Below are 25,065 nucleotides of genomic sequence, written 5' to 3'. Positions count from 1 at the left end.
TATGGATTTAAGAGAACAAGTAATAGCTGAAATTAGAAAAATTTATGACCCAGAGATACCGGTCAATATTTATGAATTAGGTTTAATTTATGATGTTAAGGTAAACGAGTCTAAAGCTAAAATAATAATGACCTTGACTACACCAAATTGTCCTGTTGCAGAAAGTTTACCTCAGGAAGTTAAGGATAGTGCAATGCAAGTAGAAGGCATTGAAGAGGTTGATCTAGATTTAGTTTTTGAACCACCTTGGGAAAAATCAATGATGTCGGAAGCTGCTAAATTGGAGTTAAATCTATAATGAGTCCTATCATTAAATTAAGTGATAATGCTGCAAGTCGTATTAAAGAAATTATGTCTGGAGTTGAGTCGAATTCAATTGGCGTTAGAGTTGCAGTTAAGTCTGGTGGTTGTGCTGGCATGTCTTATGTAATGGAATATGCAAAAGAAATAAATCCTTCAGACGAAATAATTGAAGACAAAGGTGTTAAGGTTTTTGTTGATGCTGCAGCTGTTATGTACCTATTAGGCACTGAAATGGACTATAAAAAAGAGGAATTTTCATCATCATTTGTATTCAATAACCCCAATGAATCTGAACGTTGTGGTTGTGGTGAGTCATTTAAAGTATAACATTACTTAAACGCATATCAGTATTGCAAATATCACATATCTATGGTATTAAATAGTCATGAATAAATTTGAATTTAAAAATCTTGTTAAATCTTTAGAAAAGTCACTTAAAGAAAGAACTTTTTTTAAAACTCTTAGAAAAGAAGTAAACACTGGTGCTAATGGCACACAGGATTACGTTGTTAAAAAAGGAATTAACAAAGATACAATCGCAACAACTAGACAGTAATTAGTTTTAGCTGCTGTAATACATCTCAAACTCTACAGGATGAGGTGCGTGTTCAAATCTATGTATCTCTTCAAATTTTAATGCAATGTAAGCATCAATTTGATCGTCAGTAAATACACCACCTTCAGTTAAAAATTCTCTATCTTTATCTAAACTTTCCATTGCTTCTCTTAAGGATCCACAAACAGTTGGAATGTTTTTAACTTCTTCTGGAGGCAATTCATAAAGATCTTTATCAAAAGATTCGCCTGGATGTATTTTATTTTTAATTCCATCTAAACCAGCCATAAGCATAGCAGCAAAAGTTAAATATGGATTTCCTGAAGCATCAGGAAATCTTATTTCACATCTTGCACCATTTTTACTTAATGAAATTGGTATACGACATGAAGCAGATCTATTTCTTGCAGAGTAAGCAAGTAGAACAGGGGCTTCAAAACCTGGAATTAATCTTTTGTAACTATTTGTTGTAGCATTTGAAAAAGCATTAATTGCTTTTGCATGTTTTAAAATACCACCAATATAGTGAAGTGCTGTTTCAGATAACCCTGCATAAGCATCACCAGAAAAAACTGGTTTGTCGTCTTTCCAAATTGATTGATGAATGTGCATACCTGAACCGTTATCTCCCGCAATCGGCTTTGGCATAAAAGTTGCTGTTTTTCCAAATGAATGTGTAACCATTTGAACTACATATTTATATAATTGAACATTATCAGCTTGATCAACAAGCGTTCCAAAGTACATACCAAGCTCATGTTGACTTGGTGCTACTTCGTGGTGATGTTTTTCAACTTTAATACCTACTTCTTTTAAACTTTTTAAATATTCACTTCTCATGTCTTGTTCGCTATCAACTGGAGGAACTGGAAAGTAACCACCTTTTACTGGAGGTCTATGACCCATATTTCCATTTGCATACTCCGTTCCAGAATTATAAGGACCTTCTTTACTATCTATTTTAAAACCAGTATTGTTTGGGTCATTATTAATTCTAACATCGTCAAAAACAAAAAATTCAGGTTCAGGACCAAAAAAAGCTTTATCACCAATGCCAGATTTTTTTAAATATGCCTCTGCCTTTTTAGCTGTTCCTCTTGGGTCTCTCTCATAAGGAGATCTTTTAACGGCATCTAGAATATCACAAAAAAGGATTAGGGTATTATGAGATGTAAAAGGGTCCATAATCATTCTAGAAGTATCAGGTATTAAAATCATGTCAGACTCGTTAATTGCCTTCCAACCGGCAATAGATGAACCATCAAAAAATACACCTTCATTTAACATATCTTCATCAACAATAGTGTGATCCATTGTTAAATGTTGAAGTTTTCCTCTAGGGTCAGTAAACCTTAAATCAACAAACTCAACTTCTTTTTCCTTCATGAATTTTAAAACATTGGCAGCAGTCATAGTTTCTCCTTTTTTAAATTTTGTGGTCAATTAATAACAAATGTTTCTTTAATAATATTGCTTGAATAATAAATATCACCTATGCGTTTTTTACATATGAATTACAACATTATTTGTTAAATTATCAATCAATTATTAGTTGAAATATGAGCTTATTAGATAAAGAACCCGTTAAAAGAGCTGAAAAATTTCTTAAAAACTTCGACCAATCCCTAGAGGTTATAGTTTTAAAAAATTCAGCAAGAACTGCACAGGATGCAGCAACAGCTTTAGCTTGTGATGTAGGTGCAATTGTCAAAAGCTTATTATTTAGAACAGAAAATACCTTCATATTATGTTTAGTGGCAGGTGATAAGAGGTGCTCATTAAATAAATTAAAAAAGATTAAAGAAAAAAAAGACATTTCAATGGCATCACCAGAAGAAGTTAAGACACAAACTGGCTATACAATAGGTGGTGTATCGCCCGTTGGTCATTTAGAGAAAATTGAAATTATAATAGACAATTCTTTAGAAAGGTTTAATGAATTGTTTGCAGCAGCAGGACATCCAAACTGTGTATTTAAAACAAACTATAACGATATTCAAAAGATTACGAATGGAAAAGTTGAAGATATAATTGAATGAGACAACCTAGATTAATTGATTATACATTATTAGTAATCTTAGCTTTAATATGGGCATCAGCTTTTTTTAATATCAAAATTGCAACTGAATCTTTTGGACCAATTACAATAGCATTCTTGAGAGTTTTTTTCGGATCTATTCCAGTATTGTTATTATGTTTTTACAAAAAAATAAAAATAGAAGCATTTTCTAAAGATTGGTATTGGTTTGCTATAATAGGATTTGTCAATTTGGTATTACCTTTTTTCTTAATAGCTTACGGTGTAAAATCTGTACAAAGTAATTTAGCTGCAATATTAATGTCTACAACACCATTAAGCTCAACTGTATTAGGTCATTTTTACACAAAAAATGAAAAATTTAATGCCCTTAAAACATTTGGAATTTTAATTGGTTTTTCAGGAATTATTTATCTGTTTTCAGATAATATATTAATCAATGACAATAATTTTATTTCTGCGTTATTAATATTACTTGGGTCAACTTGTTATGTTGTTGGTGGTGTTTTAACTCTTAAAATTAGTAAGAAAAAAAATGAAAACGTAACAGGATCTATATTAATTTGGGCTGTTATAATTTTATTACCATTAGTTTGTTTTATTGAAAAACCATGGAACTCAACTCCTAGTATTCAATCTTCAATCTCTGTTGTATATTTAGGAATGGTTTCAACTGGTATCGCTTGGTTGTTAAGGTTTAAAATTTTAAAAGATAATGGGTTAATATTTCAATCACAAGTTTCTTACTTGATACCTATTTTTGGAATTATTTTAAGTTATATATTTTTAGATGAACTAATCACAGACAAAGTTTTAGTTTCATTATTTGCAGTACTAGTTGGACTTTATTTTGTAAAAAAAGCTGGATTAAAAAAGTCATGAATGAAGATGACCTGAGTAAAATCAAAGAAAATTTTGAAGAAATTGATAATTTCTGTGAAGAATGTAAAAAAGAAGATGAAAGTGTTTCTCAAAATTTAATTTTAACAGGATTTAAAACCTGTAACTCTTGTAAACTTTCAAAAACTATATTTCCAATTTAACTAATATTGCTAATGGGTAGAGCATTCATTTTACTCATCACAAATGATATTGAAAGAAAAGCAATTATTAAAAAAGCTAAAAAGACTATTCCAAAAGATTTAAAATTAGACTTTAGATTTAAAACTTGTTTTGTTGAAATGATTAATCCAGCAAATATCCAAAACTGAGTTAAAAATATTATTGGGATCATTAAATCTGGTGTGACAGCAAAAAATCTTAAAAGCCCCGGTGCATGAGCAAACCCAACAGCTGTTAATACTTTTTTAAATGAAACTTTAGTGTCTTTATCTGGAAATAATTTTACACCGATCACATAAATAAATAATCCCCATACAAACCAAGTAAGAATGGCAGTTAAACCAGACATTGCAATAGCAGTTTTAATAACAGTGTTTGCAGCAACTGCTCCTGCTAACCCGTCTAATATCATGATAAGCCCTGCAAAATATATTGCAGCTTCACCAAAGTTTTTATTATCTTTGTAAAGAGATTTATCTAATTTAATAGACCGAACAACTATATTTAAAAATTGACCAAACATTATTTATTTTTTTTTACTATTTTTCTGTGCTTTGTAAGAAACAAATAGTGGAAAGAGTATTAAAGCAATTACTATTATTATGCAAATTACGATTAGGAATGATTTTGTCATTATTAGTGGGGGAGAATTAACCTCCCCCAAATAATTAATTTAACCTTTAACGACTTCTCTTGTGTTTGCGTTAAACGATTCTGTAAATGGAATATCTACTACCACAGCATCAACAGGCGTTCCTGGTGTGTCAGAATATTTAGCGGGTAAGTGAACTTTGTACTTAGTTCCAACTTTACCTTTAGGGAAACCATTAGCATTTAATGTTCCATCAAATGGCACATATCCCATTGCTATATTTTGACCTTTCTCAGGGTGATACCAAGGTGATGTGATAAATCCTACAGGATCTCCACCACTCTCAGGTGACACTAACCAAAAGTCAGGAGCATATTCTTCAATTGGTTTTCCACCCAACTCAAGACCTACTAACTGAAGTTTGTAAGGTTTTTGACCAGCCTTAAGATCCGCACCCATTTTCTCTAATGCAGCTTTTCCAATATAGTCAGCTTTTTTATTCCACTCACCTTTGCCAGATAGTGAAACTTGGTAACCAAGGTTACACTGGAAAGGATTGTGTTGATGATCCATATCTTGTCCCCAAGAAAGAATTCCAGCTTGAATTCTTCTGTGGTGAGCAGGGGCGATAACCATTAGGCTATGTTTTTTTCCAGCTTCAAGAACAGCATTCCACATATCATCAGCGTATTTAGTTGCTTCTCTTAAGTAGATTTCATATCCAGCTTCACCTGAGAAACCAGATTGTGAAATAACACAACTTCTGCCACCAACTTTTGCTTCAGCTAAACCATAGAAAGGCATGTTATCTAGATCCACTTGATCTCCAATAAGATCCTTCATTAAAGCTTTTGATTTAGGTCCTTGAATTTGCACTGGGCAAACATCAATTTCCTCAATAGTACAATCAAATCTTCCATCAGCGTTAACACCTTGAAGATACATTCCAATATCAGAGTCTGATAGTGAGAACCAAAATTCATCTTTTGAAATTCTAAGAAGTATAGGATCATTTAAAACACCACCATAAGCATTACATAAAATTACATATCTTGCTCTCATGGGTGAGATTTTAGTTGCATCTCTAGTTATAACGTAGTCAGTAAACTTTTCTGCATCCGGACCTTTAACTCTAATTTGTCTTTCAACAGCAACGTTCCACATTGTAACGTGATTTTTAATTGCCTCATATTCAACCATCGCTCCACCATCTTCGGGCTTTACATATCCTCTTGGGTGATAAATACGATTGTATACAGTTGCTCTCCAACAACCAGCTTGCATTGATAAATGCCAATATGGAGATTTTCTTACTCTCGTTGAAATTAACATTTCAACTTTTGTAGGCCCACTCTGTCTTAAGTTGTATGGTACTTCACGATCTGATTGATCAACTGAAGTTACATGTTTTAGTTTAGTATAGTCAAATTCATTAGACATAACCGTTCTCCTTCAACCACTTGTTTGTTTCCTTCAAGCCGCCGAATGTATAAATGTGGAAGTTACCAGTAAACTCTTTCACTTTCCCAATTAATTCATTAGGGTCTTTAGGTTTCAATAAATCTAATGCCTTACTAAAATTAGACTTAAGAAAATTTATAGAATTTTTCGCCCCGACAATATTAGCAAATTTAATCAAGCTAGTTATTTTCATTGGCCCAGTAATTCCTACATGCACTGGTACTGACTGCTTAGAAATGAAATCTACGATAGGTTGACTTTCTAATAACCACTGGGTCACTATATAGTCGGCGTAAGGTTTTTTATCTATCATAGCCTTTTCTAATTCTTTATCAGAAATATCCTGACTTCCCTCTGGATGTCCTGCTATTCCTATTTTAATTCCATCAAAAAATCCTGTTTCTAAAATTTGAATTGAACTATCAAATTTTCCAACTGGCTCTCTACTTCCTCCAATAACTAAAGCTTGTTTAGCACCCACATCTTTACATCTTGCAATGTAATCTTTAAGCTGATCATCATCCGTAATTGATCTTGCTGGAAAATGTGGAACTGGATTAAATCCTTTTTTAACTAACGCTGCTGTTTGGTTAGCTGTCTCTTTATAGTCTCCTCCTGGGAGCATAGTTACATAAACATTCTTAACGGGTGGCAGTGTATCAAGATCTGTTTGAGGCCCAACCTCAAGTGAAAAATTCATTTTTTCTGATGATTATCTTTTTTGTATATGCTGTCAAAGAAATTCATCTTGTGGATAAAAATATTTGTTGCCAAAAATTGTGCTGGTGATAATTTTTTTTAATGTCTGAAAATCTTAAAAATCCTGAACTTTCAAAAATCTTGGACTTGGAAAAAATTAGAGTGGTTGGGAACCCCATCGATAAAGCCCATGGCCTACCAAATGAGTGCTACACTAGCTTCGACTATCTAAGCATTGAAAGAGAGAGGATTTTCAAGGATAAATGGACGGTGATTGGCGTTGGAAGTTCTGTACCAAATGTAGGAGACGCTCAACCTTATAATTTACTAGGCATCCCTCTTATTATTTTAAGAGATAAAGAGAAAAAAATAAGGGTATTTCACAATGTCTGCAGCCATAGAGGCTTCAAGCTTTTAGATGAGCCTTGTGCTTTGAAAAATGTCTTAAGATGTCCATACCACTCCTGGTCCTACGATTTTGATGGAAAGTTGGTTGCGACACCTCACATAGGAGGCCTAAATATTCATGAGACAGAAAAATTCGATAAATCATCAAGTAATTTAAAAGAGGTTAAAACCAAAATTTGGATGGATATAATATTTATCAATATAAATGGTAATGAATTAGAGTTTGATGAATATATTAAGCCTCTCGAAGAAAGATGGTCAAAATTTATATCTAAGGAAGATCAAAAATTACTTAAGCACTCAAAAGATCATGGATACTTCAGTCTTGATGTTAAGTGTAATTGGAAGTTTGCAATAGAGAATTACTGTGAAAGTTATCACTTGCCTTGGATACATCCTGAATTAAATAAAGTTTCAAATATTAGTGATCATTACCATATTCAAGGTTTACCAAATAGATTTGCTGGCCAAGGAACAAATAAATATGATCAACCTGTTAAAGGAAATCAAAGTTTCAATAATTTTCCAAATTGGCCTAAAGACTTATTCAAAAAGGCTGAGTATATTGCTTTATTTCCAAACGTAATGATTGGTCTTCATGTAGACCATTTTTATGTTTTTTGGTTAGAACCAAAATCTATTAGTGAGACTAAAGAGCATTTAATGATGTATTATGTTGGCGATGATAGTGCAAATGGATCTGAGTTTGCTGAGATGAGAAAAAAAAATTCAGAATTTTGGAAAGAAGTAATGATTGAGGATATAAAAGCTATTGAGGGTATGCAAGAAGGTAGAAATTCACCAGTATATAATGGCGGGAATTTTTCACCCATAATGGATAACCCTACACATGAATTTCATAAATGGGTTGCAACAAACTTAGTTTAAAATGAAAATAATATTAATTATGGGTCTTCCAGGATCTGGCAAAACAACTTTAGCAAATGAAATTGCTCCATTACTAAATGCTAAAAGACTTAATGCTGATGAAGTTAGAAAAGAAGCTAATGATTGGGATTTTTCAGAAGAAGGCAGAACAAGACAAGCAAGTAGAATGGCAGATTTTGCAAAAAAATTAAAAGATGATGGAAATTATGTTGTAGCAGACTTTGTTTGCCCAACACCAGAGGCAAGAAACTTATTTCCTGCAGATTATATAGTTTGGGTAAATACAATAAAAGAAGGACGTTTTGACGATACTAACAAGATGTTTGTAAAGCCTGAAAAATTTGATTGTCAGGTTACAACTCAAGATGCTAAACATTGGGCACCAATAATAATAAAGGAGATAAAATAATGGCTTACGAATGGGATAATAAAAAACCAACAGCACAAATGCTTGGCAGATGGCAACCATTTCATGATGGTCACTACGCTTTATTTCAAGAAATTATTAAAAAAACGGGACAAGTTTGCATTCAAATAAGAGATGTTCAAGGTGTTGACGATAATCCATTTGATTTTGACACAGTTAAAAAGAATATTGAAGAAAAGTTAAACCCAGAATTTGAAGGAAGATTTAAGATAATGATGGTTCCTAATATTACTAATATTTGTTATGGAAGAGGAGTTGGTTACAAAATAGAAGAAGTTGTTTTGTCAGAAGAAATTCAACAAATTTCTGCAACAAAAATTAGAGCCAAAATGAGAGAAGATGGCAAACTTAAGTAATATTAAAATTAAACTTTTAAATAAAGATATTGCTTCAATCATCCTAAATGAGCCAAAAACATATAACGCTCTTTCATTAAAAAATTTAGGAGATTTAATTAAAGCTTTTAAAAAATTAGATGAAGACAAAAATATTAAGGTAATAATTATTGAAGGGTCTGGAAAAGGTTTTAGTGCGGGTCACAATTTAAAAGAAGTAAGTGGATTAAAGAAAAGAGAAAAATATCAAAAACTTTTTAATCTTTGTTCAAAGTTGATGCTTCAAATAGTTGAAGGAAAAAAGCCAGTTATTGCAAAAGTTCATGGAGCAGCATTTGCAGCAGGTTGTCAGTTAGTTGCAAGCTGTGATCTAGCTTATAGTTCTAATGATGCAATTTTCGCAACACCAGGAGTGAATATTGGCTTATTTTGTAGTACACCAATGGTTGCTGTTAGTAGAAAGGTTAACAGAAAAAGAATGATGCATATGCTGTTAACGGGAGATCCTATTAAAGCAAATTATGCAAAAGAAATTGGACTAATTAATAATCATTTTTCTAAATCAAAATTAAACAATGAAGTGTTAAAAGTTGCAAAAACTATTGCTTCAAAATCAAGTCTTACAATTAAAATTGGAAAACAAACTTTTTATAATCAATTAGAAATGCCATTGAGAAAAGCTTACGTGTACACTAGTAAAATGATGACTAAAAATATGATGGCAATGGATGCTAAAGAAGGCATATCAGCGTTTCTACAAAAGAGAAAACCTAAGTGGAAACATAAGTAGTGAACGATAAAATAAAAGAAATTCTCTCAAAGTATAAAACAATAGCGATGGTGGGTGTTAGTAAAGATGATAAAAAGCCATCAACAATAGTGATGAAGTACATGCAAAAATATGGTTTTAAAGTTATTCCAGTTAACCCAAGTGCCAAAGGTCAAAAGATTTTAGGAGAAGAGGTTTTTGAAAAACTTGAAGATATTAATATACCTATTGATATCGTAGATGTATTTAGACCATCATCTGAAGCTAACAAGTATGCTGAAGAGAGTGTTAAAATTGGAGCTAAAGTTCTTTGGTTACAACTTGGAATTAGAAGCATTGATGCTAAAGAATTAGTGGAGAGTAATGATATTGAGTATATTGAAAATAGATGTACAAAAATGGAATATCAAAAGCTTTTTTTAAATATAAACCCAGCTTTTCCAGTATTACAAAGTTAAATGAATATAGTTAATTTTACTCCAATCTCTGCATTTCTAGGTGGATCCTTAATTGGTTTAGCAGTAGTTATTTTTTTTGTATTTAATGGTCGATTAATTGGAATAAGTGGAATTGCCAGTAATTTTTTAACTTCAAAAGATAATAGATTTGATAATTTTTTATTTTTAATTGGATTAATTATCGGACCTATTGTTTATAAAATATTTACTCAACAGGAAATCAATATCACAATTTCAAACTCATTTTATTTATTAGCAATTGCAGGCTTATTGGTTGGAGCTGGTACAAGAATAGGGGGAGGCTGTACTAGTGGACACGGCATCAGTGGTATTGGAAGGTTTTCTTTAAGATCAATTATTGCAACAGTAACATTTATGATTATTGGAATTTTAACTGTTTTGGTAAAAAATTTAATATGAATAAGATTATATCTTTAATTTGTGGAATAATTTTTGGAATAGGTCTTACCATTTCACAGATGATAGATCCTGCTAAAGTCTTAGGTTTTTTAAATATTTTTAAAGAATGGGATCCATCATTAGCATTTGTTATGATTGGAGCTTTAATAATATCCTCACCATTTTTTCATTTATTTAAAAATAATAAGAAACCAATTTTTGCTGATAAATTTTCTTATTCAAATAATAAAGAACTAAATAAGAAATTAATTATAGGTTCATCACTTTTTGGTGCTGGCTGGGGCTTAGCTGGATTATGTCCAGGACCTGCAATAGCCTCACTGGCTTTATTAAATTTAAATTCTGTAAGTTTTGTAATCTTTATGTTTGTTGGGTTTTATTTGGTTAAATTATTAGATTTAACAACCCAAGCACGATGATAAAAATCATCTATATTTTTTTGAATTAAACTCTTAGCTAAATTATTAGCTTCAATCTCCTCAAAAGGTCCAAATTTTTTTTCTGTATCTTTAATGATAGTTTCAATTTTATTTGGATCTTTATGAATACCAGCAACTACGTAAAAATTTTTCATAGATTTTTAATTTTTCTAGTCTATACACCCTTAATGTAATGAAAAAAATATTTCTTTTATACGGGCACTATAATGAAAAGTCTTTTAATGCAGCTATTAGAGATACATTTATTAAAACAGCGGAAAAAAACGGTAATACAGTTGATTGTGTAGATTTATATAAAGATAAATTCAATCCAGTTTTTGCCGGTGAACAAGCTGGAGAAGACGTTCTAGATCATAGAAGACGTATTGAGAAATGTGATACTATTGTTCTAATTGCACCTATTTGGAACTTTAGAATGCCAGCTATTGTAGAAGGCTGGATAGATAAAGTTTTGTCACCCCCATGGGCTTACACATTTAAAAAATTAGTTGGAAATTATGGTTATCCAATGGGAAACTTAAAAGATAAAAAAGCTATAATCTTTTGTACCTATGGATCCCCAAGGTTAGCGGTTACAACATTTTTTTTAAATTTACCTATTAGAAGGCTAAAAAGAGGTGTGTTTCATATGTGTGGCATTTATAATATTGTATACAGAAGATATTTTGCAGTACCGTTTGTAACAGATGAAAAACGAAAAGAATTTCTTGAGGACGTTAAAAAGACAGCAAATAATATATAAAACCTTATTAATTTACTTTCTAAGTCTTACAATTTCACAAGCAGAATTAATAAAGCCTAATAGTAATATTGAGCCATACCAGGTTGTGGAAATTCAGTTGAAAAGTTTACAAAAAAACAACTCTCCCACTATAGATAATGGCATTGAACAAACCTGGGAATTTGCTCATCCTAGTAATAGAAAAAGCACAGGACCTTTAGATAGATTTAAGACCATGCTGAAGGGCAAGTCATATAAAATATTATTAGATCATTTAGATCATGAAATTGTTCAAGAAAACCTTAACAATTCAGTAGCCTTGTTTGAAGTTAGTGTTCTTGGAAAAGACAAATCCTATTACAAATTTAAATGGCAGGTTGAAAAGTATAAAATAGATGGTCCCTTCAAAGACTGCTGGTTGACCACAATGGTGTCCGCTCCAATGCCCCTAGGATCTTCAATTTAATTTAGAGGGTAAACGAATTTTGTTTCGTTCGTAATGAAAATTTAGTAGGAATCGTGTTAATGAAATCTAAAGCTAAAGTTGTTGTAGTTGGTGGTGGTGTAGTAGGAGTTAGTGCTCTTTATCACTTAGCAAAAAAAGGCTGGTCTGATGTTGTTTTAATTGAGAGAAAAGAATTAACATCTGGATCTACTTGGCATGCAGCAGGTCTACTTCCATTATTTAATATGAGTTATTCGGTTGGACAGCTTCATAAGTATGCAGTGGATCTTTATAAAAAATTAGAAGAAGAGACAGGACAAAATGTTGGTTTCAGTGTCGTATCAAATATTCGTTTAGCAAGCACTAAAGATAGAATGGATGAGTATCATCAATATGCAGGTGTTGCTCAAACAATTGGTGTGGATGTAAAATTTTTAACACCAGATCAAGTAAAAGAAATTTGGCCATTGTGCCGTACAGAAGATTTACTTGGAGCAATCCAACACCCTGAAGATGGATACATTCAGCCAGCTGACTTAACACAAGCAATGGCAACAGGTGCTAGAAATTTAGGTGCAGAGATTTATAGAAACACAGCTGTAGTTGGAATGAAACAAACTAAAGATGGCTGGATTGTTGAAACAGATAAAGGTGCTATTGAATGCGAACATGTAATTTCTTGTTCTGGAAACTTTGCTAGACAAACTGGAAAAATGGTTGGATTAGATATTCCAGTAATACCAGTTGAACACCAGTATATTGTAACAGAACCTCATCCAGATATCGTAAAAAGAAAAAAAGATGGCTTACCTGAAATGGGAGTTTTAAGAGATAGCGACAGCAGATGGTATATGAGAGAAGAAGCAGGTGGATTAATATTAGGACCATACGAAGATGGTGCACCAGCTTGTTATGTTGATGGGCCATCAAAAGATTCAGAGTATGAATTATTTCAAGAAGATTTAGATAGATTAGCACCGCATATAGAAGGAGCTATTCACCGTGTACCAGCTTTTGGAGAAGTTGGAGTTAAGAAAGTTTATAATGGTGCAATTTGTTATACACCAGATGGAAACCCAATTGTTGGACCTGCATGGGGATTGAAAAATTTTTGGATTAATGAAGGACATAGTTTTGGAATAACTGCAGCAGGAGGAGCGGGTTGGCAACTTGCAGAATGGATAATTGATGGTGAGCCTACAATAGATATGCTTGGTGTTGAACCAAGAAGGTTTGGTGATTATGCAACAAAATCTTATTTAAAAGAAAAAAACGAAGAAGCTTACAATCATGTATTTAAAGTTCACTACCCAGATGAAGAAAGAGAGGCTGCTAGAGAATTAAGAACATCACCTTGTTATGATAGAATGAAAGCATTAGGCGCAGTATTTGGTCAAAAATTTGGTTGGGAAAGACCCAACTTCTTCGCAATTGACGGGATGGAGCAAAAAGATGACTGGTCATTTAGAAGATCAAAATGGTTTAAAGCAATTGAGCAAGAATGCAAAAATGTAAAAGAGAATGTTGGTCTTTTAGATATGACGGCATTTGCTAAATGTAGAATTAAAGGACCTGGTGCTGAAGAGTTTTTAGATTATTTAGTTGCAAACAAACTTCCTAAAAAAATTGGAAGAATTGGATTATGTCATGCACTTAATACTAAGGGTGGAGTGCACTCTGAATTTACAATCATGAAAGAAGCTGAGGGAAGTTACTATTTAGTTTCTGCAGGAGCAAACCAAAGATTAGATCATGACTGGATTCAAAAGTGGATGCCAACTGATGGTAGTGTTCAATTTGAAAATTTAACGAACAGTATGGGAGTTCTAGTTATATCTGGTCCTAAAGCTAGAGAGCTAATGAAAAGAGTTTCAAGAGATGATTTTTCAAATGAAAATTTTAAATGGTTGAGTGCAAAAAATATTGATGTTGGTAATGCACCAGTTAATGCTATGAGAGTAAACTTTGTAGGTGAGCTTGGCTGGGAATTGCATCATCCAATTGAATATCAAAATCACATCTTTGATAGATTAATGGAAGCTGGAAAAGATTTAGGTCTTAAGCCTTATGGAATTAGAGCAATGAATAGTTTGAGACTTGAAAAATCTTATAAACTTGTTGGCACAGAATTATCAATTGAATATTCACCTTACGAATCTGGGTTAGATAGATTTGTTCATCCAAACAAAGGAAATTTTATAGGATTGGATGCTTTGAATAAATGGAGAGAAAAAGGATTTTCAAATCAATTGGTTACCTTGGAAGTTCACAATATAGAGGATGCAGATGTTTTAGGGAATAATCCAATTTATGATAATGAAAAAGTTATAGGACGTGCAACTGGTGGAGATTTTGGATTTAGACTTGGAAAATCAATCGCATTAGGAATGGTCAAACCAGAGATTGCGACACCAGGGCAAAAATTGAAAATTGATATTCTTGGTAAAATGTATGATTGTACAATTTTAGAAGAAAGCCCATATGATCCTGAAAACAACTTATTAAGAGCATAATGAAAATATTAGTCGCTGTAAAAAGAGTTATTGATTACAATGTTCAAATCAGAGTTAAAGAAGATGGCACAGGAATTGTTACGGATAATGTTAAGATGTCAACCAACCCACCTGATGATAATGCAATTGAAGAGGCTGTAAAAATTAAAGAAGCAGGTAAAGCAACAGAAATAGTTGCGGTTACTATTGGTGAAGAAAAAGCACAAGAAACAGTTAGAAAAGCATTAGCTGTTGGTGCTGATCGAGGAATTCATGTTAAAGTAGATGGCGTAGTCGAACCCTTAGCAGTAGCTAAAATATTACAAAAAATTGTTGATAAAGAAAAACCTGATCTAGTATTTATGGGTAAACAAGCAATTGATGATGATTGCAACCAAACAGGACAAATGTTGAGTGCTTTATTGAACTGGCCTCAAGCAACTTTTGCATCAAAAATTGACATTAAAGACAATAAATTAGAAATAATTAGAGAAATTGATGAAGGCTTAGAAACTATTGAAGTTAATGTTCCAGCGGTAGTTACTTGTGATTTAAGATTAAATGAACCGCGTTATGCATCTCTACCAAATATTATGAAAGCTAAGAAGAAACCAATAGATCAAATGACAGCTGCAGATTTAGGTGTTGATGCAACACCAAGAGTTCAACAAATTAAAGTTGAAGAGCCACCAAAAAGAAAAGCTGGAATTAAAGTATCAAGTGTAGCTGAACTTGTGCAAAAGCTTAAAAATGAGGCGAAAGTTATATAATGTCAATTTTATTAATTGCTGAACATAATAATAAAGAATTAAGACCTTTTACTCTTAACGCTATTACAGCCGCATCACAAATTGATGGTGATGTTCATGCATTACTAATAGGAAACAATTGCTCTGATGTTGCAAAAGTTTTATCTGAAATACCCTTGGTTAAAAAAGTAATACAAGTTGAAGCTAGTCATTATGAAAATTTTCTACCGGAAAATTTTGCACCATTAATTGTTAAAGTTTCTGAAAATTATTCACATTTAATTAGTTCGGCTAATACATTTGGTAAAAACTTAATGCCAAGAATAGCAGCTTTAATGGACACATCACAAGTTAGTGACATAATCAAAGTGGTATCTCCAGATACATTTATCAGACCTATTTATGCGGGAAATGCATTTGCAACTGTAAAAAGCACTGATACAAAAAAATGTGTAACTATTAGACCAACTTCATTTGAACCTTGTGAAACTTCAGGTGGATCAGCACCCATTGAAAAAATGGATTCGGTAAAAGAGTTTACGTTATCTAAATTTATTAAAAGAGAAGAAGTTAAATCAGACAGACCAGAACTTGGAACTGCAAGAATTGTGATCTCAGGTGGAAGAGGTATGCAAAATGGTGACAATTTTAAATTAATTACTGATATTGCAGATAAATTAAATGCTGCAATAGGCGCTTCGCGTGCAGCAGTGGATGCAGGTTACATAAGTAACGAACATCAAGTTGGTCAAACGGGTAAAGTTGTAGTGCCAGATCTATATATTGCAGTTGGTATTTCTGGAGCAATTCAACATTTAGCTGGTATGAAAGAAAGTAAAATTATTGTCGCAATAAATAAAGATGGAGAGGCACCTATTTTTAGTGTTGCTGATTACGGTTTAGAGGCTGATTTGTTTGAAGCTCTCCCTCAATTCCTAGAAGAATTGAATAAATTAAACACTATACAAAAATAACAAATAATATAAAAAATTACCATATGCCTAGAGAAGCAATGGAGTATGACGTGGTAATTGTTGGTGGTGGCCCATCAGGACTATCGACTGCTATTAAAATTAAACAATTAGATCCAGAATTAAATATTTGCCTACTTGAAAAAGCATCCGAAATAGGAGCACATATTTTAAGTGGCAATGTTTTTGAAACTAGAGCATTAGATGAGTTATTACCAAACTGGAAAGAACTTAATTCACCTATAAAAACTAAGGTTTCTAAAGAAAAATTCTTATTTTTAGGAAAGTCTAAATCATTAAGCTGGCCAACATGGCTGCTTCCATCAGTTCAACAAAATCATAATAATTACATAATTAGTTTAGCAAATCTATGCAGATGGCTAGCAGAACAAGCAGAAGCTTTAGGTGTTGAAATATTTCCAGGTTTTCCCGCAAGTGAAATTTTATACAATGAAGATGGATCTGTTAAAGGAGTTGCAACTCAAGACATGGGAGTTGATAAAAATGGAAATAAAAAAGATGGCTTTGAACCAGGTATAGAGCTTTTAGGAAAAGTTACTGTGTTTGCAGAAGGATGTAGAGGACATCTTGGAAAACAATTAATAGAAAAATATAATTTATCAGAAGGTAAAGATCCTCAGCAATATGGAATTGGGTTTAAAGAAATTTGGGAAATCAGTGAAAAAAATCATGAAGAGGGAATGGTCATGCATACTGCAGGTTGGCCACTCGATAACAATACTTATGGTGGCAGCTTTATGTATCATGCAGAAAACAAACAAGTTTTTTTAGGATATGTAATTGGTCTTGATTATAAAAACCCACATCTTTCACCGTTTGATGAATTTCAAAGATTTAAAACTCACCCTGCAATTAAAAAGATAATTGAAGGTGGAAAACGTATTTCATATGGAGCAAGGGCTTTAATTGAAGGTGGACTTCAGAGTTTACCAAAAATGTTTATGCCTGGAGCTTTATTAATTGGTTGTGATGCGGGAACTTTAAATATGCCTAAGATTAAAGGATCACATACTGCAATGAAAAGTGGAATGATTGCTGCAGAAACAATAAACCAACATTTAAAAGAAAATAAAGATTTATCAATTTATGAGGATAAATTTAAAAAAAGTTGGATTTATGAGGAGCTCCACCAAGCTCGAAATGTTAAACCAAGTTTTAGCTGGGGTTTAATTCTTGGAATAATATTTACAGGAATTGATCAAATATTATTTAGAGGAAAATTACCTTTTACTTTAAGGCACAAACATGCTGACCATGAAACATTAAAACCAGCAAATGAAATGCCAAAAATTGATTACCCTAAACCAGATAATGTGATTACATTTGATAAAACAAGTTCTGTTTATTTAACAGGAACCAATCACACTGATAATCAACCTGTACACTTACAACTAAAAGATCCAAACTTACCGATAAATTATACTTTAGAAAAATTTGATGAACCTGCTCAAAGATATTGCCCCGCAGGCGTTTATGAAGTTCAAAATGAAAATGGTGTAAATAAATTTGTTATAAATTCTCAAAATTGTATTCATTGCAAAACTTGTGATATTAAAGAACCTTCTCAAAATATTACTTGGGTAACACCCGAAGGAAGTGGTGGGCCTAAATACGGAAATATGTAGTTAAAAGGATAAGATAATACCGACAACAATAATTAGGCAAGACGTTAATCCAACAAAAACTAGGTTTGTTAGATTTTCTTTTTCTTTTTCTTTTCTAGCTCTGTTTAAAAGAATATTAATATCTACTCTTCCAGATGATGAAACTTCCTCACTCTTTTCAGGGGTCTCTAAGGGAGGAAGATCATTAATTTCTCTTTTAATTAATTTTTCGGTACTCATGCCATTAATAAACCATTTAATTATAAATAGTACAATTTACCTGATGATCATTTTGGGTTGACTCTAACCTTAATTATGTTCATTTTGGGTTAAAATTTAATTTTATGTCAAAAATATTACCCGAAATATCAAAGCAAATCCGCAGTGAGGATGTTCGAGAAATAATTGAGAAAAACTTTTCTTCGATAATACCTGTTTGGACACCATTACAATTGGCATGGGTCAATAATGTTTACAGAACTTTTCATGACTATGAAAAATTTATGATCATTATGCATTTATTACAGCAGACATTTGAAACATATTCTAAAAACTTTGTGAAGTTAAATTATGAAGAGTATTTTGATCAAAATGAGATTGAAATCGATACAATTAACATAATGGAGATATCTAAATCTCTCAATATACCAAAAGAAACAACTAGAAGAAAAGTTATTGAATTAGAAGAAATGGGCACAATAAAAAGAAAAAATAAAAAGATTATAATTGATAGAAACACTTGGCCAAATATAAAACCTCAAGAAACGATAAAAAGGATTACAAGATTTTTATCAACTTTTTCAAAAATATGTGCTGACGAGGAGCTAATACAAGAACCATTAAGCACTGAAAGCCTAGCAAAAACATGTAAGGAGTATTTTTCATTTGTTTGGCAACTTTATTATGAAATGCAAATGCCTATGTTGTTAGGATTTAAAAAAGTTTTTGGTGACTTAGAATCTTTTCATATTAGTGGTATTTGTTTAATCAATCATGCTTTAAACTCAAAAAGAAATGATAATAGTGAAATGAGTAAAGAATTTTACTTAGAAAAATATTTCTTTGCTGATAATAAAGATGATGCAGGTGTTAATGCAATGTCTATTTCAGATATTACAGGTATCCCAAGAGCTACAGTTATTAGAAAATTAAATAGATTAATAAAAGAAAAATTTTTAAAAATAGATAGTAAAAAACATTATTCTTCAACAGGTGTTTATCAAGAAGAAATATTAAATGTACAAAAAAACACCTTTAATAATTTATCTAAACTTACTGCACGTGTTTATAATTTAAGTTTAATGAAAAATAATTAAAATTTTAAGTATTTTTTCTAAGAATAAATACAAAAATTACTGAAGTCATCATCATTATCAAAGCATAAGCAGCTGTTGGTACAATAAAAGTATTTATATTTTCGCCAAACATTTGCGTTCCAACAAAAAGTGCTAAAGTTCCATTTTGGAGACCACATTCTATTGAAATACACCTTTGCTGCGCGACTCCTGATGCAAAATATTTTGCAATATAAAAACCTAAAATCATCATTATTAAGTTTAAAATTAAAACAGCTAAGCCTGCATTCATTATATAAGAAACAATATTATCCCACTCCTCTATATAAATAGCAGCAAACACCAACACAAATAACAATACTGAAATTTTTTGAATTAGTGAGGCTTGCTTATCAATAAAATTTTTAGCGAAATGCTTAATTATCATTCCAATTATTACAGGAACTGTAACAACAAGAAACATTTTTAAAGCAATACCAGTCATTGATATTTCTTTAATTAAATTAACTCCAAAAAAATCAACAGATGTAAACATTATGAATGGAACAGAAATAATACTAATCAAACTAACAACAGCAGTCAGTGATATTGAAAGTGCAACGTCACCATCAGCAAATTTAGTAATTACATTTGATGTAACACCACCAGGAGCACATGCAATTAACATCAATCCAATAGCAAGTTCTGATGATAGACTTAATATTAATGCTATAGATAGTGCAACAATCGGTAGCAAAACTAACTGAGAAATAAAACCAATTAAAAAATCTTTTGGAATTTTAACTACTCTTATGAAATCTTGGATAGTTAAGCTCAATCCAAGTCCCAACATTATTAAAGCTAAACCTAATGGAGCTATCTTTGTTGCAATTTCCATTTTAAAAACTTATTAGTTCATTTTGAGTTTTACAAGAAAATGATTTTTAATTAAGAATTAATTAAGATAAATCGATAGCATTCTTCTTTAAAACTTCCATAGAAACAAGCTTTAAAGTTTTTTCATGTGTTCTTTTTAAATAAACAGGGCATGGTTTTCCAGCATCAGCAGCTCTTGCATACCAACTAGCACATACACACCAACCATCTCCAGCTTTTAATCCTGGAAAACCAAATTCAGGATGAGGTGTAATTAAATCATTTCCAGCTTCCTTACACCATTCTAAAAATTCCGTTGTAACTTTTGCACAAACTGTGTGAACACCATGATCATTTTCATCAGTACTACAACAGCCATCTCTGTGCCATCCTGTTAAAGGATCGTTAGAGCATTCTTCTAGATCCTCACCTAGAACATTCTTTTGTTTATCACTCATTTAAATTTTTGTAGGATTGGGTTGACCTTTATAGACAACCTCAGGATCAAAAGATTTTTCTTTTTCTTCAAATTTCATTTCAACTTCTCTACCATTTTCAATTGGTCCCAGTGGAATTGATCTATAAAAACATGATCGATAACCAACATGACAACTTGAACCATCACCAATATCGACAGATAACCAGACTGAGTCTTGATCATCATCAATTCTAATTTCAGTTACTTTTTGAGTGAAGCCACTTGTTTTACCTTTGTGCCAAATCTGCTGTCTCGATCTACTAAAGTAATGAGCCTCTTTAGTCTCAATGGTTTTTTTAAAAGCTTCAACATTCATGTAACCATGCATCAAAACATCTTTAGTTTTTGAGCACATAGTAATAACTGGAATTAACCCATCATTATCAAATTTTGGTGAAAGGAGTTTCCCTTCTTCAATTTCGACTATATTTTCTCTTTTTTTAAACATAACTAGGTGATTATGTAGCATATTGAGGAATATATTAAATATTTTAAAAACAATGATTTACTGTATAAACTTGCCTTATGAAATTAGTAGAAGACACAGATAACAAAATTTTAGATACCAAAAAAGTTTCTGATAAAGAAGCTGAAGAGGCCTTTAAAACTATTTTAGCTTGGATGGGCGAAGATCCTAGTAGAGAAGGATTATTAGAAACTCCAAAAAGAGTTGTTAAAGCATTTAAAGAATATTTTGGTGGATATACTGAGGACGCAAATAAAATTTTAGAGAAAACTTTTGGTGATGTTGAAGGTTATGATGACATGGTTGTTGAAAAAAATATTTCAGTATCAAGTCATTGTGAGCACCACATGGCACCAATAGTTGGGACAGCACATGTTGCCTATATTCCAAATGAAAGAGTTGTAGGTTTAAGTAAACTTGCAAGAGTAGTAGAAGTTTTTTCAAAAAGATTACAGACACAAGAAAGATTAACAATGCAAGTTGCTCAAGCTTTAATGACTTCATTAGATGCAAAAGGAGTTGCTGTTACAATTGATGCAGCACACCAATGTATGACGATGAGAGGCATTAAAAAAGAAAATGCAACAACCGTTACAAATTATTTCTTAGGAGAGTTTAAAAAAGATTTAAGTATTCAGAATAGATATTTAAGATTTATTAGTAAGTAACCTTCCTAAGGGAGAAAAACATGTCGGATAATTTTAAAGCATTAGTTGTCAATCAAGAAAGTGAAAATTTTACACGAGAAGTAAAATCAATAGATAAATCATTTTTAAAACATGGAGATGTACTTGTTCAAGTAGATTATTCAGACTTAAACTATAAAGATGCACTTATTTTAAATAATGGGGCAAAATTAGTAAAAGAATTTCCACATATCCCAGGAATTGATTTTGCAGGCACTGTTTTAGAAAGTGATAATTCAAAATTTGTAAAAGGGGATGAAGTGATCCTTACAGGTTGGAGAGTGGGTGAAATTTACTTTGGTGGTTATTCTCAGTTAGCAAAAGTTAATGGAGATTACTTAGTTAAAAAACCAAAAGACATTACATCTAAACAGGCAATGATCTTAGGGACTGCTGGACTAACAGCATTATTATGCTCTTTTGCAATCAAAGCACGAGAAGAACTTCTATTAGGTGAAAAAGTAAAAGATGTTTTAGTAACTGGTGCATCCGGGGGTGTTGGAAGTATTGCAGTGATGATTTTAAATAAATTTGGTTATGATGTTACAGCTGTTACTGGAAAAGCTGAAAATGAAGAATACTTAAGATCATTAGGTGCTAAAAACATAATAAATAAAGCAGATTTAGATAAAGACGCTAGACCATTAGACAAAGGTTTGTGGGACGGTGTTGTTGATACAGTTGGTGGAAAGATACTTGCTAATGCACTTGCTCAAACTAGAGATAATGGAATTGTTGCAGCTTGTGGAAACGCTTCTGATTATAAATTAAATACAACAGTTATGCCTTTTATTATTAGAGGTGTTAAACTTTGGGGAATTAATTCTGTTACAGCATCTATTAAAAGAAGAGAGTTTGTTTGGGGAGAAGTTAAAAGTCTTATTGATTTTGAACAATTAGAAAAATCAATAAAGACAGTAAGCTTAGAAGATTTAATAGATATATATCCAAAAATGTTAAAAGGTGAAACATCCGGAAGATATATAGTCGATCTTAATAAATAATGGATTGGGATAAATTAAAAATATTTCATGCAGTTGCAGAAGCGGGAAGCTTCACTAACGCAACAATAAACCTAAACTTAAGTCAATCAGCAATTAGTAGACAAATTCAATCTTTAGAACAAGATCTTAAAGTGCAACTCTTTGAAAGGCACGCTAGAGGTCTTACATTAACTGAAAATGGTGAATATTTATTTAAAACAGCCCATGATGTAATTAGTAAATTAAAAGAAGTTGAGTCAACCTTAGGAGATCAAAAAAATAAACCAACAGGTAAATTAACTATTACAACAGTTAGAAGTTTTGGTACCCACTGGTTAACACCTCGTATTCAAGAATTTATGACTTTAAACCCTGAAATAGAAATTGAATTAATTTTTGAAGATAAGGAATTGGATTTAAGTACGAGACAAGCAGATATAGGTATTTTCATGAGAAGACCTAAGCAGCTCAATTATATTCAAAAAAAATTAGTGGATTTAAAATATTATATTTATGGCTCTAATAAATATTTAGAAAAACATGGGATGCCTAAAACCATTTCAGATCTTAATAAACATAAATTTATTTCATTTGGAAAAGGAGCACCATCTCCCGTCTATGATCCAGATTGGGCTTTAAAGCTTGGAATTAAAGATGGTAAAAAAAGAAAACCAGTAATGAAAGTTAATAGTGTTATGGGTTTACTTTTGGCAGTTGAAGCAGGCGTAGGTCTTGCAGCACTTCCAGAGTATTTAGTTTCAAATTCAAATAATATAATAAAAGTACTTCCTAATTCAGAAGGACCTATAACAGAGGCTCACTTTGTCTATCCTCAATCACTTAAAAACACAGCAAGAATAACCGCTTTTAGGAACTTTTTGTTTAGTAAAATTGGTGATTGGAAGTCTTAATTAACTAGACTTGTCATTAACATAAACTGAAACACCTCTAGAATTGATATCTACATCAAATTTTTTGTGTAAAGGTGGAAAGGCTCTTTGTGGACAATCCAATCTATCACAAGTTCTGCAAGATACACCAATGGGAATTTCTGTAGTTTTATCACTTACATTAATGTTTTCAGTGTACACAAAATCTTTTGCATACTTTGCGTCACAACCAAGACCAATTGATAAAATACTTTTTGATTGACCAAATCGTCCGACACCTTTTTCAACTGTTCTTGCAATACACACATATTTTTCACCATTAGTCATTTTACTTACTGCTGCTTGAATAACACCGGGTCTTGTAAAGGCTGAATAAACATTCCATCTAGGACAAGCTCCACCATATCTTGGTATATCAATTCCTGATAAAGAAAATCTTTTTGAAATATTTCCTGCCATATCAACTCTTAACATGTGAAAAGGAATTCCAGGTAATTTTGGATCTTGCAAACATGTTACACGGTGAGCAACTTGCTCAAAAGAAGTTGCAAATGTATTTTGTAAAAGTTCCAAGTCATACTTTAATTTTTTACATTCAGCATGAAAGGGCTTGTAGGGCATTAAAATTGCAGCACCACAATAATTTAATAAAGCAACTTTAGTTAATTTTTTAGACTCATCTGATGGAAAAGAAAATTTCGATAAATAATTATCAATATCTTTCATTGCACCTTCTTGTGCAATTTGAGCAGCAGCATGAAGTTTTTTTGTTTCTAGGGAACTATAATCACTTAACAAAAGTTCTTTTTTGCTCTTATTATAGATTTTAGAAAAAGGCTTTCCTTCTTCAGGTAAAATATCTTTTACTGTAATTGAATATTCTTTATTTAAATACTCACATAACGCAATATATCGAGTTCTGTTATTTTTTTGAATTTTATCAAAAACTTTATTTGCAAATTCTTCTAATTTCGGAAAATAGTTTTTATGTTGTTGAAGAAAATCAGATATTACTTCTCCAGGAAAAGAGTTTTTTCTATTATCCACTATCTTACCTGAAATTTTTTCTATTTTATTAATTAGTTCGTGATCTTTCTTTTTAAGAATATCTCCTAATCTAACAAGAGCTCTACCGATCTTAGGGTTTGTGCCAACAAGATCTTTAACTTCAGGACCCAGAATATCTAAGTCTTCAAATAATTTATCATCTAAAATTTCTGAAATTGTATTTTCTAAATTAATATCTGATTTTGAAGTTAAATCTGAAAGTTGGATATTTAATTTATCACAAACCTTAAGTAATAAATCTCCATCTATTTTTCTTTTTCCACTTTCAATTAAATTCAAATAGCTTGGAGAAATTCCCAGATCCTCTGAAAGCTTATTAGCTTGCAGCCCTAACTGCCTTCTAAAAGCTTTTATTTTTGGACCTATTTTAATATCTAATTGACTCATATTAGTTATTTGTAAATTTTGTAAATTTAAATTTACAATAAATTATGTTGTTTTACAAGGCTTTTAACGATTTTGTTGGAATTTGTAAATTTAGTAAA

General features: G+C 31.7%; 33 protein-coding genes. 23 read left to right on the top strand and 10 right to left on the bottom strand.

From position 1 onward, the window contains the following. The first annotated feature begins 1 nt into the window (after window position 1). Genes AC5SMR_RS04530 through AC5SMR_RS04520 form a run of 3 tightly spaced genes read left to right on the top strand, consistent with a single transcriptional unit; the run spans window position 2 to window position 859 of the window. Window positions 2–298: an iron-sulfur cluster assembly protein gene (locus tag AC5SMR_RS04530; RefSeq protein WP_011281910.1), complete on the top strand. Its 297-nt coding sequence runs from the start codon at window positions 2–4 to the stop codon at window positions 296–298. Then, a complete protein-coding gene (locus AC5SMR_RS04525) occupies window positions 298–630 on the top strand; it encodes a HesB/IscA family protein (RefSeq protein ID WP_006997168.1) in 333 nt (110 codons plus the stop codon). The genes AC5SMR_RS04530 and AC5SMR_RS04525 overlap by 1 nt, the downstream gene beginning before the upstream one ends. Before the next feature lie 58 nt (window positions 631–688). Continuing rightward, window positions 689–859 (top strand): hypothetical protein, encoded by a 171-nt coding sequence (locus AC5SMR_RS04520; RefSeq protein ID WP_006997167.1) that lies wholly within the window; start codon window positions 689–691, stop codon window positions 857–859. Window positions 860–865: 6 nt separating this feature from the next. On the opposite strand, the gene glnA is transcribed toward AC5SMR_RS04520, so the two are convergent. Further along, window positions 866–2,272, bottom strand: coding sequence for a type I glutamate--ammonia ligase (gene glnA, locus AC5SMR_RS04515; protein ID WP_494577400.1), 1,407 nt, complete (start codon window positions 2,270–2,272; stop codon window positions 866–868). Window positions 2,273–2,418: 146 nt separating this feature from the next. Here glnA and AC5SMR_RS04510 point away from each other — a divergent pair, with 146 nt between their 5' ends. From AC5SMR_RS04510 to AC5SMR_RS04500, 3 genes are read left to right on the top strand one after another with little or no spacing between them, the layout of a single operon-like run. Beyond that, window positions 2,419–2,898 carry a YbaK/EbsC family protein gene (locus AC5SMR_RS04510; RefSeq protein WP_494576325.1) on the top strand — a complete coding sequence of 160 codons (480 nt, stop codon included), beginning with the start codon at window positions 2,419–2,421 and terminating at the stop codon, window positions 2,896–2,898. Further along, the gene (locus AC5SMR_RS04505) at window positions 2,895–3,779 is read left to right on the top strand and encodes a DMT family transporter (protein ID WP_271498882.1); all 885 of its coding nucleotides are present in this window, start codon (window positions 2,895–2,897) and stop codon (window positions 3,777–3,779) included. Before AC5SMR_RS04510 ends, AC5SMR_RS04505 begins: the two co-directional genes overlap by 4 nt. Further along, window positions 3,776–3,940, top strand: coding sequence for a hypothetical protein (locus AC5SMR_RS04500; RefSeq protein ID WP_494576323.1), 165 nt, complete (start codon window positions 3,776–3,778; stop codon window positions 3,938–3,940). Before AC5SMR_RS04505 ends, AC5SMR_RS04500 begins: the two co-directional genes overlap by 4 nt. Here the strand turns inward: AC5SMR_RS04500 and AC5SMR_RS04495 are convergent. From AC5SMR_RS04495 to AC5SMR_RS04485, 3 genes are all read right to left on the bottom strand, one after another. Beyond that, window positions 3,937–4,482, bottom strand: a complete 546-nt coding sequence (locus AC5SMR_RS04495; RefSeq protein ID WP_271498877.1) for a hypothetical protein — start codon at window positions 4,480–4,482, stop codon at window positions 3,937–3,939. The two genes, AC5SMR_RS04500 and AC5SMR_RS04495, sit on opposite strands and share 4 nt — an antisense overlap. A gap of 150 nt (window positions 4,483–4,632) precedes the next feature. Beyond that, a complete protein-coding gene (locus AC5SMR_RS04490) occupies window positions 4,633–5,991 on the bottom strand; it encodes a glycine cleavage T C-terminal barrel domain-containing protein (RefSeq protein WP_494576321.1) in 1,359 nt (452 codons plus the stop codon). After that, window positions 5,984–6,712: a methylenetetrahydrofolate reductase gene (locus AC5SMR_RS04485; protein ID WP_494576319.1), complete on the bottom strand. Its 729-nt coding sequence runs from the start codon at window positions 6,710–6,712 to the stop codon at window positions 5,984–5,986. Before AC5SMR_RS04485 ends, AC5SMR_RS04490 begins: the two co-directional genes overlap by 8 nt. 101 nt (window positions 6,713–6,813) lie before the next feature. Here AC5SMR_RS04485 and AC5SMR_RS04480 point away from each other — a divergent pair, with 101 nt between their 5' ends. From AC5SMR_RS04480 to AC5SMR_RS04450, 7 genes are read left to right on the top strand one after another with little or no spacing between them, the layout of a single operon-like run. Then, complete coding sequence (locus AC5SMR_RS04480; RefSeq protein WP_494576317.1) at window positions 6,814–8,007, top strand: aromatic ring-hydroxylating oxygenase subunit alpha; 1,194 nt, start codon at window positions 6,814–6,816, stop codon at window positions 8,005–8,007. A gap of 1 nt (window position 8,008) precedes the next feature. Then, complete coding sequence (locus AC5SMR_RS04475; RefSeq protein ID WP_494576315.1) at window positions 8,009–8,416, top strand: P-loop nucleotide/nucleoside kinase family protein; 408 nt, start codon at window positions 8,009–8,011, stop codon at window positions 8,414–8,416. After that, window positions 8,416–8,790: a hypothetical protein gene (locus AC5SMR_RS04470; protein ID WP_006998022.1), complete on the top strand. Its 375-nt coding sequence runs from the start codon at window positions 8,416–8,418 to the stop codon at window positions 8,788–8,790. The genes AC5SMR_RS04475 and AC5SMR_RS04470 overlap by 1 nt, the downstream gene beginning before the upstream one ends. Next, window positions 8,774–9,559 (top strand): enoyl-CoA hydratase, encoded by a 786-nt coding sequence (locus tag AC5SMR_RS04465; RefSeq protein ID WP_494576313.1) that lies wholly within the window; start codon window positions 8,774–8,776, stop codon window positions 9,557–9,559. Before AC5SMR_RS04470 ends, AC5SMR_RS04465 begins: the two co-directional genes overlap by 17 nt. Next, window positions 9,559–9,996 (top strand): CoA-binding protein, encoded by a 438-nt coding sequence (locus AC5SMR_RS04460; RefSeq protein ID WP_011282262.1) that lies wholly within the window; start codon window positions 9,559–9,561, stop codon window positions 9,994–9,996. The genes AC5SMR_RS04465 and AC5SMR_RS04460 overlap by 1 nt, the downstream gene beginning before the upstream one ends. Continuing rightward, on the top strand, window positions 9,997–10,416 hold the full coding sequence (locus AC5SMR_RS04455; protein ID WP_494576311.1) for a YeeE/YedE family protein: 420 nt from the start codon (window positions 9,997–9,999) through the stop codon (window positions 10,414–10,416). Continuing rightward, window positions 10,413–10,835, top strand: a complete 423-nt coding sequence (locus AC5SMR_RS04450; RefSeq protein ID WP_494576309.1) for a DUF6691 family protein — start codon at window positions 10,413–10,415, stop codon at window positions 10,833–10,835. The genes AC5SMR_RS04455 and AC5SMR_RS04450 overlap by 4 nt, the downstream gene beginning before the upstream one ends. Here AC5SMR_RS04450 and AC5SMR_RS04445 read toward each other — a convergent pair. Then, window positions 10,793–10,990, bottom strand: coding sequence for a hypothetical protein (locus AC5SMR_RS04445; protein WP_006998027.1), 198 nt, complete (start codon window positions 10,988–10,990; stop codon window positions 10,793–10,795). The genes AC5SMR_RS04450 and AC5SMR_RS04445 overlap by 43 nt on opposite strands. A 38-nt stretch (window positions 10,991–11,028) precedes the next feature. Here AC5SMR_RS04445 and AC5SMR_RS04440 point away from each other — a divergent pair, with 38 nt between their 5' ends. From AC5SMR_RS04440 to AC5SMR_RS04415, 6 genes are all read left to right on the top strand, one after another. Beyond that, a complete protein-coding gene (locus AC5SMR_RS04440; RefSeq protein ID WP_006998028.1) occupies window positions 11,029–11,598 on the top strand; it encodes an NAD(P)H-dependent oxidoreductase in 570 nt (189 codons plus the stop codon). Between the two features lie 97 nt (window positions 11,599–11,695). Further along, entirely contained in the window at window positions 11,696–12,043 is a 348-nt protein-coding gene (locus AC5SMR_RS04435) for a hypothetical protein (protein WP_230454324.1), read from the top strand. 59 nt (window positions 12,044–12,102) lie between these two features. Continuing rightward, complete coding sequence (locus tag AC5SMR_RS04430) at window positions 12,103–14,535, top strand: GcvT family protein (protein WP_494576307.1); 2,433 nt, start codon at window positions 12,103–12,105, stop codon at window positions 14,533–14,535. Continuing rightward, the gene (locus AC5SMR_RS04425) at window positions 14,535–15,284 is read left to right on the top strand and encodes an electron transfer flavoprotein subunit beta/FixA family protein (protein WP_018414290.1); all 750 of its coding nucleotides are present in this window, start codon (window positions 14,535–14,537) and stop codon (window positions 15,282–15,284) included. The genes AC5SMR_RS04430 and AC5SMR_RS04425 overlap by 1 nt, the downstream gene beginning before the upstream one ends. Continuing rightward, complete coding sequence (locus AC5SMR_RS04420) at window positions 15,284–16,237, top strand: electron transfer flavoprotein subunit alpha/FixB family protein (protein WP_494576305.1); 954 nt, start codon at window positions 15,284–15,286, stop codon at window positions 16,235–16,237. The genes AC5SMR_RS04425 and AC5SMR_RS04420 overlap by 1 nt, the downstream gene beginning before the upstream one ends. 23 nt (window positions 16,238–16,260) lie before the next feature. After that, window positions 16,261–17,880, top strand: coding sequence for an electron transfer flavoprotein-ubiquinone oxidoreductase (locus AC5SMR_RS04415; protein ID WP_494576303.1), 1,620 nt, complete (start codon window positions 16,261–16,263; stop codon window positions 17,878–17,880). Here AC5SMR_RS04415 and AC5SMR_RS04410 read toward each other — a convergent pair whose 3' ends face one another. After that, window positions 17,881–18,099 carry a hypothetical protein gene (locus AC5SMR_RS04410; RefSeq protein WP_494576301.1) on the bottom strand — a complete coding sequence of 73 codons (219 nt, stop codon included), beginning with the start codon at window positions 18,097–18,099 and terminating at the stop codon, window positions 17,881–17,883. 104 nt (window positions 18,100–18,203) lie between these two features. Between AC5SMR_RS04410 and AC5SMR_RS04405 the strand changes: the two genes are divergently transcribed. Beyond that, on the top strand, window positions 18,204–19,175 hold the full coding sequence (locus AC5SMR_RS04405; RefSeq protein ID WP_494576299.1) for a hypothetical protein: 972 nt from the start codon (window positions 18,204–18,206) through the stop codon (window positions 19,173–19,175). Window positions 19,176–19,179: 4 nt separating this feature from the next. On the opposite strand, the gene AC5SMR_RS04400 is transcribed toward AC5SMR_RS04405, so the two are convergent. The 3 genes from AC5SMR_RS04400 to hisI form a co-directional block, all read right to left on the bottom strand. Next, window positions 19,180–20,031, bottom strand: coding sequence for a bile acid:sodium symporter family protein (locus AC5SMR_RS04400; protein ID WP_494576297.1), 852 nt, complete (start codon window positions 20,029–20,031; stop codon window positions 19,180–19,182). Between the two features lie 61 nt (window positions 20,032–20,092). Beyond that, window positions 20,093–20,467 carry a DUF2237 family protein gene (locus tag AC5SMR_RS04395; RefSeq protein ID WP_415285071.1) on the bottom strand — a complete coding sequence of 125 codons (375 nt, stop codon included), beginning with the start codon at window positions 20,465–20,467 and terminating at the stop codon, window positions 20,093–20,095. After that, window positions 20,468–20,935, bottom strand: a complete 468-nt coding sequence (gene hisI, locus AC5SMR_RS04390) for a phosphoribosyl-AMP cyclohydrolase (RefSeq protein ID WP_494576295.1) — start codon at window positions 20,933–20,935, stop codon at window positions 20,468–20,470. Between the two features lie 77 nt (window positions 20,936–21,012). Between hisI and folE the strand changes: the two genes are divergently transcribed. Genes folE through AC5SMR_RS04375 form a run of 3 tightly spaced genes read left to right on the top strand, consistent with a single transcriptional unit; the run spans window position 21,013 to window position 23,533 of the window. Further along, a complete protein-coding gene (gene folE / locus AC5SMR_RS04385) occupies window positions 21,013–21,621 on the top strand; it encodes a GTP cyclohydrolase I FolE (protein WP_271627265.1) in 609 nt (202 codons plus the stop codon). A gap of 20 nt (window positions 21,622–21,641) precedes the next feature. Beyond that, window positions 21,642–22,643 (top strand): oxidoreductase, encoded by a 1,002-nt coding sequence (locus tag AC5SMR_RS04380; RefSeq protein ID WP_494576293.1) that lies wholly within the window; start codon window positions 21,642–21,644, stop codon window positions 22,641–22,643. Then, on the top strand, window positions 22,643–23,533 hold the full coding sequence (locus AC5SMR_RS04375; RefSeq protein WP_271479778.1) for a LysR family transcriptional regulator: 891 nt from the start codon (window positions 22,643–22,645) through the stop codon (window positions 23,531–23,533). The genes AC5SMR_RS04380 and AC5SMR_RS04375 overlap by 1 nt, the downstream gene beginning before the upstream one ends. Here the strand turns inward: AC5SMR_RS04375 and AC5SMR_RS04370 are convergent, their stop codons facing one another. Continuing rightward, window positions 23,534–24,967, bottom strand: a complete 1,434-nt coding sequence (locus AC5SMR_RS04370; protein ID WP_494576291.1) for a helix-turn-helix domain-containing protein — start codon at window positions 24,965–24,967, stop codon at window positions 23,534–23,536. Window positions 24,968–25,065 lie beyond the last annotated feature (98 nt).

Source organism: Candidatus Pelagibacter sp. PS_28 (genome assembly GCF_059417885.1).
The sequence above is the reverse complement of the archived record's forward strand: the minus strand, read 5'-3'. Positions and strand labels throughout refer to the sequence as shown.